At 44.2% G+C, this 15,497-nt stretch carries 11 protein-coding genes; all 11 read right to left on the bottom strand.

Going from position 1 to position 15,497, the window contains the following annotated elements:
- Positions 1-78 precede the first annotated feature (78 nt).
- The 11 genes from mutL to tig all read right to left on the bottom strand — a co-directional run bounded on the left by mutL (position 79) and on the right by tig (position 15,334).
- A complete protein-coding gene (gene mutL, locus BacF7301_RS08530; protein WP_167961949.1) occupies positions 79-1,980 on the bottom strand; it encodes a DNA mismatch repair endonuclease MutL in 1,902 nt (633 codons plus the stop codon).
- A gap of 15 nt (positions 1,981-1,995) precedes the next feature.
- The gene (locus BacF7301_RS08525) at positions 1,996-2,295 is read right to left on the bottom strand and encodes a hypothetical protein (RefSeq protein ID WP_022137744.1); all 300 of its coding nucleotides are present in this window, start codon (positions 2,293-2,295) and stop codon (positions 1,996-1,998) included.
- Position 2,296: 1 nt separating this feature from the next.
- On the bottom strand, positions 2,297-4,045 hold the full coding sequence (locus BacF7301_RS08520) for an OstA-like protein (protein WP_167961947.1): 1,749 nt from the start codon (positions 4,043-4,045) through the stop codon (positions 2,297-2,299).
- Between the two features lie 21 nt (positions 4,046-4,066).
- Complete coding sequence (locus BacF7301_RS08515) at positions 4,067-5,449, bottom strand: peptidylprolyl isomerase (RefSeq protein ID WP_167961945.1); 1,383 nt, start codon at positions 5,447-5,449, stop codon at positions 4,067-4,069.
- A gap of 9 nt (positions 5,450-5,458) precedes the next feature.
- Positions 5,459-6,304, bottom strand: coding sequence for a peptidylprolyl isomerase (locus tag BacF7301_RS08510; RefSeq protein WP_167961943.1), 846 nt, complete (start codon positions 6,302-6,304; stop codon positions 5,459-5,461).
- Between the two features lie 54 nt (positions 6,305-6,358).
- Positions 6,359-7,903: a peptidylprolyl isomerase gene (locus tag BacF7301_RS08505; RefSeq protein WP_167967145.1), complete on the bottom strand. Its 1,545-nt coding sequence runs from the start codon at positions 7,901-7,903 to the stop codon at positions 6,359-6,361.
- A gap of 107 nt (positions 7,904-8,010) precedes the next feature.
- Positions 8,011-9,489, bottom strand: coding sequence for an IMP dehydrogenase (guaB, locus tag BacF7301_RS08500; protein WP_167961942.1), 1,479 nt, complete (start codon positions 9,487-9,489; stop codon positions 8,011-8,013).
- A gap of 88 nt (positions 9,490-9,577) precedes the next feature.
- On the bottom strand, positions 9,578-11,758 hold the full coding sequence (gene recQ, locus BacF7301_RS08495; RefSeq protein WP_167961940.1) for a DNA helicase RecQ: 2,181 nt from the start codon (positions 11,756-11,758) through the stop codon (positions 9,578-9,580).
- 168 nt (positions 11,759-11,926) lie between these two features.
- Entirely contained in the window at positions 11,927-13,171 is a 1,245-nt protein-coding gene (clpX, locus tag BacF7301_RS08490; protein ID WP_167961938.1) for an ATP-dependent Clp protease ATP-binding subunit ClpX, read from the bottom strand.
- A 2-nt stretch (positions 13,172-13,173) separates the two neighbouring features.
- Complete coding sequence (gene clpP, locus BacF7301_RS08485) at positions 13,174-13,836, bottom strand: ATP-dependent Clp endopeptidase proteolytic subunit ClpP (RefSeq protein ID WP_004297164.1); 663 nt, start codon at positions 13,834-13,836, stop codon at positions 13,174-13,176.
- Positions 13,837-13,978: 142 nt separating this feature from the next.
- The gene (tig, locus tag BacF7301_RS08480; protein WP_167961936.1) at positions 13,979-15,334 is read right to left on the bottom strand and encodes a trigger factor; all 1,356 of its coding nucleotides are present in this window, start codon (positions 15,332-15,334) and stop codon (positions 13,979-13,981) included.
- Positions 15,335-15,497 lie beyond the last annotated feature (163 nt).

Here is a 15,497-nt window from a genome sequence, read left to right as displayed (position 1 = left end):
AAATCTTTTTCTTTGTTGAACTAATTAAATAACACGAACTGAACTAAAAGGTTTTAGAAATAGATGAAATTATTTGCTTTATTTGAATAAACGTTCGATATCTTCTTCCTTGATTGTTGTCAAAACAGTCTTCCCGTCCGGAGTGTAATTCGGTGAAGGACAGGCAAAAAGATTATCGACCAGGCTGACCATTTCCTCGTTGCTCAACACTTGTCCGTAAACGATTGCTGCCGCACGCGCCAATGTCAATGCCAGTATATTTTGGATTTCTTCCTTCACATCGTTCCCTTTTTCCATCGCCGTATGTAGCATATTGCGCACCAATTCGACCGGATTCAGCCCTTCGATACCCGACGGAATTCCGTTAATGGCATAGCTTCCGCCACCCAAATTACTCAAATCGAAACCTACTGCGGATAAATCATCCACAATGCTTTGCAACACAGCGGCTTCCGAAGCCGGCAATTGCAATATTTCGGGAAAAAGAACACCTTGCGATACTCCCTTCTTCTGCTGAATCTGAACCATGTAACGGTCGAATAGCACCCGGATATGCGCCCGATGCTGGTCGATAAGCATCAAACCGGATTTTACGGAAGTCAGAATAAACCGTCCCTTGAACTGTAAATGCTGGTTCCCTTTTTCTATCACAGGCTCGCTGGCATATAAAGTGGAAGAAGCCATAGAGGTCACTGTCTCCACCTTTTCTTCCATAACCGCCGTTTCTTCGCTGACAACAGAGTCTTCCCACTCCATTTCAGGCTCCGGCATCGGATTATTCATCTTGCTGGCTTTCGTCAAGCCACCGTACAAATCTTCCCATTCCACTTTTGAACGGCTATACGAACCGCCGCCACTACCGCCTGCAGATACTTTGAACGGATTATAATCCGAATTATAATGTACCTTAGGTGGCTCGGAAGTTGTCTTTTGTTCGAATACGGGAATATCAGGCATATCTTCCGTATCAAAATCAATGGAAGGAATTGCGCTGAACTTACCCAACGACTCCTTGACCGATGCCGAAAGTATCTGCCAGATGGCCTGTTCATTCTCAAACTTGATTTCGGTCTTGGTCGGATGGATATTCACATCAATATTAGCCGGGTCTACTTCGAAATAGATAAAGTAAGAAATCTGTTCGCCGGCAGGAATCAACTGCTCATAAGCTTCCATCACTGCCCTGTGAAAGTAAGGATGGCGCATATAGCGTCCGTTGACGAAGAAGTATTGATGAGCACCTTTCTTGCGGGCCGTCTCCGGTTTGGCTACGTAGCCGGAGATTTTCACCATGGTGGTATTCACCTCTATATTAAGTAACTGCTGATTCAGCTTTTTACCGAAGATAGCCATAATACGCTGCCGCAACGGAGATACCGGGAGATTAAAGAGTTCGGAATCATTGCTATACAGTGAAAAGGCAACTTCAGGATGAACCAGAGCAATCCGTTCGAATTCGGCAAGGATATTACTCAATTCGGTTGAGTTTGCTTTCAGGAATTTACGGCGTGCAGGGACGTTAAAGAACAGGTTCTTGATGGAGAAATTACTCCCTTTAGAACAGGAAACAGCTTCCTGGCTCTCTACCGTAGAGCCCGCTATCACCAGTTTCGTTCCCAATTCTTCCGATTCGGGGCGTGTCTTCAGTTCCACCTGTGCCACTGCTGCGATGGAAGCCAAGGCTTCTCCGCGAAATCCCATCGTACGCAAAGCAAACAAATCAGCAGCTTCACGTATTTTGGAAGTAGCATGACGCTCGAAGGAAAGACGGGCATCCGTTTCGGACATTCCCTTTCCATCGTCAATGACCTGTATGCTGGTTTTTCCCGCATCAGTCACCAATACATGTATATTTTGCGCATCTGCATCAATCGCATTCTCCACCAGCTCCTTGATAACAGATGCCGGACGTTGTATCACTTCACCGGCAGCAATCTGGTTAGCTACCGAATCAGGTAACAAATGAATAATATCGCTCATAGTTCAAGTTAAAAATTAAAACGACCAGCTTCCTGTCGCCAAATAATGCCATATAAACAGAAGGAAAGCAATGATAACCAATATGACTCCGAAGGAAACCGGTTTGCGGCCACTTGCCTTTCTTCTTTTCAGATGGGTCGTTCCCTCGACAAACTTGCCACGGATATCTTCCGGATCAAATTCTTTCTCCGGCAGCATACCCAGGTCGCGCTTTGCCTTTTCTTCCATCTTGTCGAGCTTTTCCTTGCGCTCGTTTACGTAAATGTATTGATGATTAAAACCACGAGGTTTCCTCATCGAATTAAACATTCCCATACTACTTCATATTAATTAAGTTTCGCTTTTCTGTTTTCGGTCGCCGGTCGGTGGTAGGTTTCAGGGTTTCTCCCGCCCGCTTGCTTCTCCAATTGAAAATATCGTCTTTATTCAGCGGACGGACATAGTCGAACCAGGCAAAAGTAGGAAGACGCAGTTTGTCGGGCGGTATTTGATCCATCGGATACATAGTTCCGTTGGACTTGCCGATAAACAGTCCTTTTTCCATTTTCTTATCTTTCATATAAAGATGAAGCACACTACCTTCCAGGCAATTGAATCCGGTCATTGTACTGTCTTTTTCTTCGGGATAGAAAGCGGTCAGCACATTACCGATTACTTCGATATGCCGCATATCTCCATTTTCAAAATAGGCTTTCATCTCCTTGCCGGACACTTGATTGTAGTGGATGGAGTCTTTCATCTCCACCGTAAATGCCTGGTTGATGATATGCGCCCAGTCAATGGTACTGTCGTTCATATAAATCTTAATCTGCTCGCCAAGTAGCTGCTGACCGTCATTCCAGAGAATCGGGTCGGTGTACATCGTCATGCAGGAATCTTTCGAGTTATAAACCAGTGAGTCACATACTCCCTGCACATCGGTGCGGTACATACGTACTTTATGGTAAGCCTTCATCAGGCGGAACAAAGAATCGGTGTTCAGATTATAAGATACCATCTGCAAAGTATCGCCATGCATAAAGAGACTATCGCCTTGTGAATAATCAATGGCAACAGCCCGTTTGGTAGCAAAGGCGGAGTCTGTCAATTCATTATAGAAACAGTAATCGCCTGTCAGCATATTCTTGTTGATGCTATCCGTCATTCTCACATTATCAAAGGCTTCGCCATAACCGATGACGCGGTCATAGAACAAACTGTCACCTACCAGTTTCTTCCCTTGATTGGTCAGGACGGAACGGTCGAGCAGTTCGGCTTGCTCGGTCAATGTGTTATAGAATCCACGCTCGGAGTAGATGTGATTATTATCACTCACGATATTGGATGGACCGAGGATAACGGCAATTTTATTATCCGTATTGTACCGCAGTGTATCGGAAGTCAATACGAACTTAGGATTCACGAGTTTCACGTCATGGTTGAATACAGATTGCTTTGTCGCAGGACTGTATTCCCCCCAGTCGGAAGTCAGCACGTTTTCTTCATCCATCAAAGTTCCGCCTTCGAAGTAATATCCGAGGTCGTAGAGACGGTCGTAGTTCAGACTATCCGTCAGCAGGGTGGTGTTGCGGTTAATCATCTTCACGTTTTCACGGAGTTGGGCAATCTGCGTCATTCCGTCATAGTAAAGGTAATCACCGTATATAAATAAGGTGTCTCCCTGCTCCATACGCACATTGCTAAAGGCTTCCACCGAATTCGTTTTCTCGAAAATCAATGCACTGTCACAGTACATATACATACTGTCATGGCGCATTTTCACGTTGCCAATCAGCACTTGCACATCCGGACGAGCCAGTTTATCCGCCTGTCCTTCGTCAGCATGGAGCAAATAAACTTTCGTCTTTTTGTTCTCCGGCTGCTTCTTATTGTTCGGCTGCTTCTGTGCTGTCCGGGCTGTTTTAGATGTATCCGTAGCCGACTTCGTTGAAGTCCCCGTAGTTGCAGGTTTCTGTCCGGTAGGCCTTACTTGCGCCACAAGACATACACCAAACAGGCATAGAAAGCCTATAAGGAGCCATCTATGCCTGTCTTGTTGTTTATCTTTCTTATTTTGTTTCAGCATATAATATCAAGCTGTTAAACATCAATCCTTCTTCACCCAACCCGGGTACTTGAAGTCACACTTCTGCCAGTTTTCGTTGATACGTACATACGTATGTTTCTGTTTGTCAAGAATCCACTTATGCAGCATCTCTTCGCGGCGCTTGTCCATTACGATTTCTTTCAAGTCCTGATAATCTTCTGCGATAGTAGCCTTATGACCGTTGATTTTCGCTTTCAACTTCACGATAGCACATACTTCTTTTCCGTCCTTCTCGTTTATCATTGTAAAGGCTTTTGATATCTCACCTACATTCATCTTATCTACTACCTTAGCCACATCCTGCGGAAGGTCCTGCATCTGGAACTTGGAAGTAGTAACACCTGAGTTCTCGTTGATGTTCACCATGATACCGTGATTGTTGCGGGTATCCTTATCTTGTGAGATAACGGCAGCCGCTTCGTCGAACGTAAATTTGCTGGCGCGGATATCATCCGCAATAGAGTCCAGACGTGCACAAGCCTCGGTCAGTTCTTTTTCAGATACTTTCGGACGCAACAGGATGTGACGGGTATTCACACGGTCACCACGTTTCTCAATCAACTGGATGATGTGATAGCCGAATTCCGATTCTACAATCTTGGAAACTTTCTTCGGGTCCTGCAAGCTGAATGCCACATTCGCGTAAGAGGGGTCCATCATACCACGTCCCATAAATCCGCACTCACCACCTTTGATGGCAGATGCCTTATCTTCGGAATACAGACGCGCTAATGTAGAGAAGTCAATCTCTCCTTTAGTCACACGGTCGGTATAGTCACGCAAAGTCTTTTTTACATCTTCGATTTCGGAGATAGGAATCTTCGGTTGCAAGGTGATAATCTGCACTTCCACCTGTGTCGGGATATACGGAATACTGTCCTGCGGAAGGTCTTTGAAGTAACGGCGTACTTCTGCCGGAGTCACCTTGATTTCCCCTACCAGTTTCTGCTGCATCTTCTGTACCGTCAGACCGTCACGCGCATTGTCACGCAATGTCTCACGAATCTGTGTCGCGGTTTTATTGAAGTACTCCTCCATTTTTTCTTTAGAGCCAATCTGCTGGATATACATATTGGTCATCATATCTACACGTTGTATGATTTCCGCTTCGGAAACTTCGATACTATCCAACTTTGCCTGGTGCAAAAACAGCTTCTGCACTGCAATTTCTTCAGGAATTACACAATAAGGGTCGCCTTCGAATCTGCGCCCGTTATACAGGGCATCCATACGTGCCTCTTCTACGTCTGATTTTAAAATAGCTTCGTCACCTACTACCCAAACTACTTCATCAACCACATTGTCCTGTGCATAAGTTGCCACATTAGCAAATACTGCCAGGACAAGGGTAACAACAAATCTAAAGTTCACAAACTTCTTCATTCTTTGTATTTAATAATTATATATAATCTTCTTCTTGCTTGCTGCTTGTTGGTACAGGTCGCTTTTTACTTGTTCCATAAAGCTCACCCGTTTCTGATTGACCAGTAAGTCCTTCACTTCCGGACGGGCAAATTCATACGGCTTTTCCTCTCCTACTCCACGATAGTCGCTCACATTGAGGAAATAATAGTATGCCGTATCTTTCAATTCTATCTGTCGATGTTTATTCACATATTCTTCAGGCGCTTCGTCCTTCAGCGGAATCAAATCCAGTACATCTGTCACCGGCACCCATTTGTCATAGAAGTACTCGTATTTCACCGCATTCAGCAAACTATATTTTTCGAGACTCTCTACTGCATCCTGTTTATCCGACTTATACCATCTGCGGACATTATTCAACTGCGGGGCCGTTAGCGGCACTTTAATGAACAATCCCTTTATCAGCGGGCTTTCCAGCTTAAACAGTTCCTTGTTTTTCTCGTAATACTCCGCAATCTCCTGCTCGGGAATATCGTTCGTCAGTTTCTGATTAATCAGTTCCTGCTGATAAGTGTGCATAATCAACGCTTTCCGATAATTTTCCACCAGCTTCTCTACATCCACATTGTCAGGAATATTGTTTGCTGCTTTTTCATACAACAAAATCTCTTCCGCCCAGCTACGAATATAATGCTCGGCAAAGAGAATGCTATCATCTTTTGACAATCCGACAGGGAGTACAGACATCAAATCTTCCTTATATAAAAAGTTACCGTCCACCTCTACCAAAGGAGTCTTTCCTTTGTGGTCGCGCTGTTCCTTGCACGCTCCACAAGTAAGAAGGGTAATCAGTAAGAGGACTAATATTCGCATTGTCAACTGAAATCTACTTATTTAAGGTACGAAGATAGTGAATAATCGGTTACATCAGTTATTATTAACTGTTTTTAAAACCTCTTGGTTTATTTCAACCTTACCGGACTCCCTCAATTCCCGCGTCCAGTACGTGTCAAGATAGGTTCGATAATCTCTCCGCACCTGGTCTATCACTTCCCGATAATCATCCGGCCCCTTCTGTTTTTCGCCAACAGCAATGGTAAAAGGATAAGACACCAAAGGTTCAAATCCGCCCTTCTTAAAAACCAGTTTATCTATATATTTGTTGTCTCCGTCGGCAAAAATTCCCTGTTCAATTTGTATTTTTTCTGCTCCGGATGTATTAAATGTTTGCCGAAGTTTATCCATCCATTCATTTTGCGGCAGTTTCTTCAGTATTTTTTTTGCCTGTTTGGCGGTCTTTTTGTCTGCACAATGAAGAACGGCTCCCTTATACCGGGGACTATCCCAACGATAATCCGACGAATGAAACTTAAAATAAGTCGCCAATCCGGCACGGTCATTCATTGCAGGCAAGCCAACCTTCTGCCGTGTGACCTCTTTTATGAGATAGTCTTCATTGGATTTCTGCAGGGCATAACGAATTTCGGGATGCCTTCTATCCATATTCCTGCTTTCATAATCCAATAACGACTTGGCTGTAAATTCATCAAGCTGCCGTTTTACGGCCTGCGGATGTGAAGCGGCAAAACGTTTAAACATAGTTCCCGTATAGTTCTGTCCATCAATGGTGAACAGGGGTTGTTCTGTCACTCCTTTCACTAACAGTTCATCTATACCCGCCTGATTGGGAGTATATTTCCAGTCTTTTTTCAATCGTTCCACTACTTTCGTTGTGGCTTTGTCCAATATCTCCCTGCGTCGCATACGTTCCGTCAGTTTATCGACGACATCCTCATAGACAGGTAATTCTTTCCGGTCTGTCACTTTCAGGATATGGATTCCCGCAGGAGTAAAGAAAGGTTGGGATACTTCTCCTTTCGGCAGAGCGAAAGCCACATTTTCAAATTCAGTGGTTGCCTGCAAACCTTCTATCCAACGGCTCTGTTTATCATCCGAATATTTTTCTACCCAATAGGAAAATTCCAGTCCGGGTTGATTTTGTATAGCCCGGTAGATAGAGTCCATGCGGGCCTTTTGTTCTTCCAGGTGACGGGAACTAATCGTTTGCGGCAGATATTTAAAAATCTGCACGACCTGTACTTGCCCGCTACGTGCTTTCAGTCCCATCTTCTGATACAGGACACGGGCGCAACTATCCAACGTCGGTTTATCTATCAAATAAGATTCCGTCAGTTTAGTCCGGGTTATCTCCTGTTGTTTACGAAAAGCATAAGTCGTGTCGAGTCCGGCAGCTTTGGCAGCTTCTACTTTCTGCATGGATTGGGCGAAAAGTTCTGCATACTCCTTCGGAGAAAGATTAGTGCCCGCATCGGCCGCATTGCGACGATATGAATATTCAAACTCCGAACGGGATATATCCCTCCCGTTGACACGCATCAACACAGGGTCTTGCTGAGCAAAGACCGAGACTGCAAAGAGACATACGCACCCTGACAACAGACTTCTTTTCATCATCAATTCTTATTTTATAAACAACGAACGGTGAGCAGCAAACATACGCTGATTGACACAGCTTGTTCACCGTTCACCGTTAGTTAACAGTTCACCGTTTATATATGTTATTCCGGACGGCTATAATTAGGCGATTCACTGGTAATCGTCACGTCGTGCGGATGGCTTTCCATTACACCTGCATTGGTAATTCGTGTAAACTTCGCATCGTGAAGTTTCTCAATACTGGCAGCGCCACAGTATCCCATACCTGCACGCAGACCACCTGTCAACTGATAAACCACTTCGAAAAGCGTACCTTTATAAGGAACACGGGCAGCGATTCCTTCCGGAACGAGCTTCTTCACATCGGCAGTTCCACTTTGGAAATAGCGGTCTTTCGAACCGTTTTCCATTGCTTCCAAAGAACCCATACCGCGGTAAGATTTGAATTTACGACCATTGAAAATGATCGTATCACCCGGTGACTCTTCTGTTCCTGCAACCAGTGAACCGATCATCACACTGTATCCACCGGCAGCCAATGCTTTCACTACATCGCCCGAATAACGCAGACCACCATCGGCAATCAAAGGAATACCTGTACCTTTCAATGCTTTCGCTACATCGTATACAGCCGACAACTGAGGAACACCCACACCTGCAACCACACGAGTCGTACAGATAGAACCCGGTCCGATACCTACTTTCACAGCATCAGCACCTGCTTCCGCCAAAGCCTTCGCAGCAGCTCCGGTGGCAATGTTACCTACTACAATATCAATATTCGGGAAGCGTTTCTTCGCTTCTTTCAGTTTCTCAATAACAAATGCAGAATGTCCGTGAGCCGTATCGATAACGATGGCATCTGCACCCGCATCTACCAAAGCCTGCATACGGTCCAGTGTATCGGCAGTCACACCTACACCGGCAGCTACACGCAAGCGACCTTTGGCATCTTTACAAGCCATCGGTTTATCTTTTGCTTTTGTAATATCCTTATAAGTAACAAGACCGATCAACTTTCCGTCCAATCCAACAATCGGAAGTTTCTCAATCTTATGTTTCTGAAGAATCTGTGCGGCAGATTCCAGGTCGGTAGACTGGTTCGTAGTCACCAATCTCTCTTTCGGAGTCATCACCAAGTCGATACGTTTAGCCATGTCTCTTTCGAAACGCAAATCTCTGTTGGTAACAATACCTACCAAATAACCTTCATCATCCACAACAGGAATACCACCGATTTTATATTCGGCCATAATACCTAAAGCATCGCTGACAGTAGAACCTCTCTTAATAGTTACAGGATCATAAATCATACCATTTTCGGCACGTTTTACAATGGCAACTTGTCTTGCTTGTTCTTCGATAGACATATTTTTGTGAATCACGCCAATACCACCTTCACGAGCAATGGCAATAGCCATTTTCGCTTCGGTAACCGTATCCATGGCAGCCGTCACAAACGGAATTTTCAACTCAATGTTTTTAGAAAACTTTGTCGAGAGGTCGACAGTGCGCGGTAAAACTTCAGAATAAGCGGGGATCAACAGTACGTCGTCGTAAGTCAACCCATCCATTACAATCTTATCAGCAATAAATGACATAGGGCTATGCGTTTAAAAATTATTGCGTGCAAATATACGGTTTTTATTCAAAACAGCATACCTGCACGCCTATTTTTTTCGCTTTTTTTTAATTAGCCATTTCAGAGATGAACTTGATACGTACCAAGCGAACTTCTTCTTCCGTGAAGTCGTCGCCCAATTCATCAAGCGCATCATCAATCTTATCTGTGGTAGATTCCTTGAAATAATCGTAGATATCGAGCATATGGTCTTCGTCCATGATTTCTTCCAGGAAATAATCGATATTCAGTTTCGTTCCCGAATAAACAATCGCTTCCACTTCGTCCAGCAATTCGCCGAACTCGATTCCTTTGGAAAGGGCGATGTCGTCCAACGCCACCTTGCGGTCAATGGCCTGAATGATAGCCACCTTCATCTTCGACTTATTGGCAACGGTACGTACGCGCAAGTCTTCAGGACGCTCTATTTCATTCTCTTCGCAATGACGCTTAATCAGTTTACAGAACTCTTCGCCGTAGCGTTTTGCCTTTCCGGCACCTACACCGGGGATATTTTGCAGTTCATCCAGTGTCACCGGATAAATAGTAGCCATCGCTTCCAAAGACGGATCCTGGAAAATTACATAAGGCGGAACTTCCAGTTTCTTCGAGAGCTTCTTCCGCAAGTCCTTCAACATTGAATAAAGAGCCGGGTCTACCGCACAGGAGCCACCGCCGCGTGCCGGTACTTCTTCCTCTGTCTCTTCAAAGTCATTGTCTTCAGTAATCTTGAATGATTTCGGCTTCTTCAGGAACTTGTGTCCTTCTTCCGTCACTTTCAGTAGTCCGTAGTGTTCCACATCTTTGCTCAAGTAACCCGCTATCAGAGCCTGACGAATCACAGCATTCCATGTCTTGTCTTCTTCGCCCATACCTGAGCCGAAAACTTCGAGGTCTTCATGCAAATGAGCCTGTACTTCTGAAGTTTCCTTACCTTGTAGTATGTCTATTATATAATCTGCTTTAAAATTTTCTTTCACCGCGATTATCGCTTCAATCACGGCACACAATAATTCTTGAGCCTCCACTTGTTTTTTAGGGTTTAAACAGTTGTCACAATTTCCACAATTTTCTTCCGCGTATTCTTCACCGAAATAATGTAGCAACGTCTTGCGTCGGCATACGGAAGATTCGGCATAAGCAGCGGTTTCCAACAGAAGCTGCTTGCCAATTTCCTGTTCTGCCACAGGTTTTCCCTGCATGAACTTCTCTAGCTTCTGCAGGTCTTTGTTTGTATAAAAGGTTATGCACTGACCTTCACCGCCATCTCGTCCGGCGCGTCCTGTCTCCTGGTAATATCCTTCCAGACTCTTCGGAATATCATAGTGAATCACAAACCGCACGTCGGGCTTGTCTATTCCCATACCGAAAGCGATAGTAGCCACAATGACGTCCACCTTTTCCATCAGGAAGTCATCCTGATTCTTGGTTCTCGTCAACGAATCCATCCCCGCATGATACGGGCGCGCATTTACACCATTCGCCTGAAGGATTTGAGCAAGTTCTTCCACTCTTTTCCGGCTCAGGCAATAGATGATGCCTGATTTCTCCGGATTGTTCTTGATGAACTTGATTATATCCCGGTCGATATTGGCGGTCTTCGCGCGTACCTCATAATATAGGTTCGGGCGGTTGAACGAGGATTTGAACACTTGGGCGTCTACCATTCCCAAGTTCTTCTGGATATCATGCTGTACCTTTGGCGTTGCCGTCGCAGTAAGCGCAATCAGCGGAGCTTTTCCGATTTCATTGATAATAGGTCGTATCCGGCGGTATTCAGGCCGGAAGTCGTGCCCCCATTCAGAAATACAGTGAGCTTCATCTACCGCGTAGAACGAAATCTTCACTGAGCGCAAAAATTCTACGTTTTCTTCCTTCGTCAGAGACTCCGGCGCCACATATAGCAATTTTGTCTTTCCGGCAAGGATATCGGTTTTCACTTGGTCTATCGCACCTTTATTCAACGAAGAATTGATAAAATGGGCAATGCCGTCTTCTTCACTGAAATTACGCATGGCGTCCACCTGATTTTTCATCAACGCAATAAGCGGAGAAATTACAATAGCCGTACCTTCCATCAAGAGTGAAGGTAACTGATAGCATAAAGATTTCCCGCCACCGGTAGGCATCAGCACAAAGGTATCTTTACCACTGAGCAAATTCTGAATGATTGTCTCCTGGGTTCCTTTGAACTTATTAAATCCGAAATACTTCTTCAGTTCATCTGTTAAATTAATCTTCCCTGCCATCTTAACTTAGGTTGTTTTATTCAGTTCATGGTTTAACTTTAAGTAAGTCCTCTTTTTCAAGAGAGCCAAACAAAGTTATAAACAACTTCGTAATTACCAAGCAAAATGTGACTAATATTTTCAAGAAAATACAGTAACAATCATTTTTAGTCGCCTTACGCTTTGATTTTAAGCGGTTTGTAGTCGTGCCATGTTCGCTTTTTCCAGTTGATGTTTCGCATAATCCAGCGTTACCTCATACTCTTTTTTACTCTCCGAGGGGATTTCAAACATGACATCCATCATGATTGTCTCCACAATAGAGCGCAAACCGCGGGCACCGAGCTTGTATTCCACCGCCTTGTCTACGATGTACTCGAAGACAGAATCCTGGAATGTCAGCTTGATGTTATCCATTTCAAACAGTTTGATATACTGCTTGATGATAGAGTTTTTCGGTTCGGTAAGGATAGCACGGAGCGCTTCACGATCCAGCGGATTGAGGTAAGTCAATACCGGAAGACGCCCGATAATTTCGGGAATCAGTCCGAATGACTTCAAATCCTGGGGAGCGATGTACTGCATCATGTTATTCTTGTCTACCGTCGCTGTTTTTTGCGAAGCCGTATAACCTACGACATGCGTATTCAACCGTTGCGCGATTTTCTTCTCGATGCCGTCGAAAGCACCGCCACAGATAAAGAGGATATTCTTGGTATTCACCGGAATCATCTTTTGGTCGGGGTGCTTGCGTCCGCCCTGGGGTGGAACATTCACCACGGAACCTTCGAGCAATTTCAGCAATCCCTGTTGCACACCTTCACCGCTCACGTCGCGAGTGATGGAAGGATTATCACCTTTACGGGCAATCTTGTCGATTTCGTCGATAAACACAATACCCTGTTCTGCTTCCGGCACGTTATAATCGGCCACCTGAAGCAGGCGGGTAAGAATACTTTCAATATCTTCGCCCACATAACCGGCTTCCGTCAACACCGTAGCGTCCACAATCGTAAACGGCACGTGCAATAACTTGGCAATGGTACGTGCCAACAAAGTCTTTCCCGTTCCGGTGCTACCTACCATAATGATATTAGACTTTTCAATCTCCACATCATCACTGTTGTCTTTTTGCAACAAGCGTTTATAATGGTTGTAGACCGATACGGAAAGAAAACGTTTTGCGTCATCCTGTCCGATTACATACTGGTCGATGAATTTCTTGATTTCTACCGGTTTGGGCAGTTCTTTTAAATTGAGTTTGGTAGCTTCGCCGCTTTTCTTGCCCTCGCCCAGTGCTTCCTGAGTAATCTCATAAGCCTGGGTAGCGCAACTGTCGCAGATGTAGCCGTTCATTCCCGTAATCAGGAATCCGACTTCATTCTCCGGCCTGCCGCAGAAGCTACACTTTTTCTTTGTTCTTGAATCAGCCATTTTTATTTCTTAATCAATACCTCATCAATCATACCGTATTCCTTCGCTTCCTGCGCTGTCATCCAGTAGTCGCGGTCTGAATCCGCCCATACCTTATCAAAGTCAGTATGCGAGTGGTCGGCGATGATTGTATAAAGTTCTTTCTTCAATTTCTGAATCTCACGAGCCGTGATTTCGATGTCCGAAGCCTGTCCCTGCGCACCGCCCATCGGTTGGTGGATCATCACGCGTGAGTGGGGCAACGCAGAACGTTTGCCTTCGGCACCGGCTACCAGCAACACAGCTGCCATCGAAGCTGCCATACCTGTACAGATCGTGGCAACATCACTGGAGATAAACTGCATCGTGTCGTAAATGCCCAGTCCGGCATATACACTTCCGCCCGGAGAGTTGATATAAATAGAAATGTCCTTACCCGGATCTACAGAATCCAGATACAGCAACTGTGCCTGAAGCGTATTTGCCGTATAGTCATCTACCTGAGTACCCAGGAAAATGATGCGGTCCATCATCAAGCGTGAAAAGACGTCGAGTTGAGTTACGTTCAACTGTCTTTCTTCCAAAATATAGGGATTCAAATACCCGGCCTGCGATTTAATCACATCATCCAATACCATGCCATTCATTCCTAAATGCTTGGTTGCGTATTTTCTAAAATCATCCATGTTAATTGTTCCTTTCTTAAAATTTAAAATAAACGTAAGTACAAAGAAACGAAAAAGAATACAGAGACACAAAAAAACACAGAGTTATAATTTTATAAAAACTCTGTGTTTCTGTGACTTTACATTCGATTCAACCGAACGATTATTCAAACATCTTATTGAATTCTTCGATAGAAACGTTCTTGTTTTCCAAAGTTACCTGTGCTTTCAGGGCAGCAGCCAACTTCACTTCTACAACACGGCTCACCAGATTGTTGATTGTTTCTTTCTTCTTCAACATCTCCTGTGCATAGTTGTCAAGCACATCTTCGGGAACAGACAACATGCCGTATTGAGCAAACTGCGCCTTCGTTGTGTCTTTTGCCATCTTCAGAACGTCTTCCTGTTCCACCTTGATGTCGTTGGATTCTACCAACTGTTCCTTAATCAGGTGCCAAGTCAGTTCTTCGATGCTCTTATCATAGTTTTCAGCTACATATTCTTCGCCTTTCTCTTCGTTGTTCATCAACATGATGCGTTTCAGCAGTGCGTCAGAGAATTCCAGCTTACCTACTTTATCCATCATTACTTTACGAATGTCGATCAAGAACTTATAATCGCTGTCGGCAACAAATCTTGCTGCAATTTCCTCTTTAATCTTAGCGCGGAATTCTTCTTCAGTCTTCACAACACCTTCACCGAATGCCTGGTCGAACACTTCCTGAGTCAGTTCACCCGGAACAAAGCGAGTGACTTCTTCTACCTGGAAGCTGAAATCAGACTTCACGTCTTTCGCGATTTCCTTGTCAATCTTCAACAAAGAACCCAGTTCAGTAGCGTTTCCGTCATAAGCAACGTTCGGGTTGAATACCAGTACATCGTTCACCTTTGTATTAGCGAAGATAGCTTTCTGATCATCGTTCTTCATATAAGAAGGCATCATTACCGCACCTTCTACCTGAATACCGCCTTCTTTCGTGTTACCTTCTTCGTCCAACTGTGCCAACAGACCTTTCAGCATGTCGTTATCTTCGTAAGCATCTACTTTATCGTACTTGCCGGTGCGTTGAGTGTACATCTTCACCTGGTTGTCGATCATTTCTTCAGATACTTCGATTGTATAATAATCTACTTTATCCTTAGCGCTTACTTCAGCCTTGAATTCAGGTGCCAAAGCGATGTCGAATACGAAATCGAATTCATCCATTGTATCGAAATCAATATTCTGTTGCTTTTCTTCGTTAGGCAACGGTTCGCCCAACATGTTCACCTTATTTTCTTTAATATAATTGTAAACAGCTTCTTGCAGTGCTTTATTCACTACTTCTGCAATAACAGACTTACCATACATTTTTTTAATAAGGCTCGTCGGAACCATACCTTTACGGAATCCCGGGATTTGCGCCTTCTGACGGAGTGATTTCAACTCTTTGTCTACTTTCTCCTGATAATCGGCTTTCTCAAGCTTCACAGTAAGCTCTGCGCTTACTTTGTCAATGTTTTGTAATGAAACGTTCATTCTGACAATTATTTATTTGATTTATACTTTGTTCTATACTCAAACGAGGGTGCAAAATTAGTGCTAATCTTTTAAATTTCAAAAGACATTGCTGATTTATTTCGTATCTATTTAGAATACATAACTAACAAATCGCTGATAAACAATACTTCATTGTAACAAT

This window comes from Bacteroides faecium (genome assembly GCF_012113595.1).
GTDB classification, from domain to species: Bacteria; Bacteroidota; Bacteroidia; order Bacteroidales; family Bacteroidaceae; genus Bacteroides; species Bacteroides faecium.
The sequence above is the reverse complement of the archived record's forward strand: the minus strand, read 5'-3'. Positions and strand labels throughout refer to the sequence as shown.

Bases quoted from the DNA above. Each gene is read 5' to 3' on its own strand.
- mutL (WP_167961949.1), bottom strand. From the start codon at position 1,980: ATGAGCGATATTATTCATTTGTTACCTGATTCGGTAGCTAACCAGATT.
- BacF7301_RS08525 (WP_022137744.1), bottom strand. From the start codon at position 2,295: ATGGGAATGTTTAATTCGATGAGGAAACCTCGTGGTTTTAATCATCAA.
- BacF7301_RS08520 (WP_167961947.1), bottom strand. From the start codon at position 4,045: ATGCTGAAACAAAATAAGAAAGATAAACAACAAGACAGGCATAGATGG.
- BacF7301_RS08515 (WP_167961945.1), bottom strand. From the start codon at position 5,449: ATGAAGAAGTTTGTGAACTTTAGATTTGTTGTTACCCTTGTCCTGGCA.
- BacF7301_RS08510 (WP_167961943.1), bottom strand. From the start codon at position 6,304: ATGCGAATATTAGTCCTCTTACTGATTACCCTTCTTACTTGTGGAGCG.
- BacF7301_RS08505 (WP_167967145.1), bottom strand. From the start codon at position 7,903: ATGAAAAGAAGTCTGTTGTCAGGGTGCGTATGTCTCTTTGCAGTCTCG.
- guaB (WP_167961942.1), bottom strand. From the start codon at position 9,489: ATGTCATTTATTGCTGATAAGATTGTAATGGATGGGTTGACTTACGAC.
- recQ (WP_167961940.1), bottom strand. From the start codon at position 11,758: ATGGCAGGGAAGATTAATTTAACAGATGAACTGAAGAAGTATTTCGGA.
- clpX (WP_167961938.1), bottom strand. From the start codon at position 13,171: ATGGCTGATTCAAGAACAAAGAAAAAGTGTAGCTTCTGCGGCAGGCCG.
- clpP (WP_004297164.1), bottom strand. From the start codon at position 13,836: ATGGATGATTTTAGAAAATACGCAACCAAGCATTTAGGAATGAATGGC.
- tig (WP_167961936.1), bottom strand. From the start codon at position 15,334: ATGAACGTTTCATTACAAAACATTGACAAAGTAAGCGCAGAGCTTACT.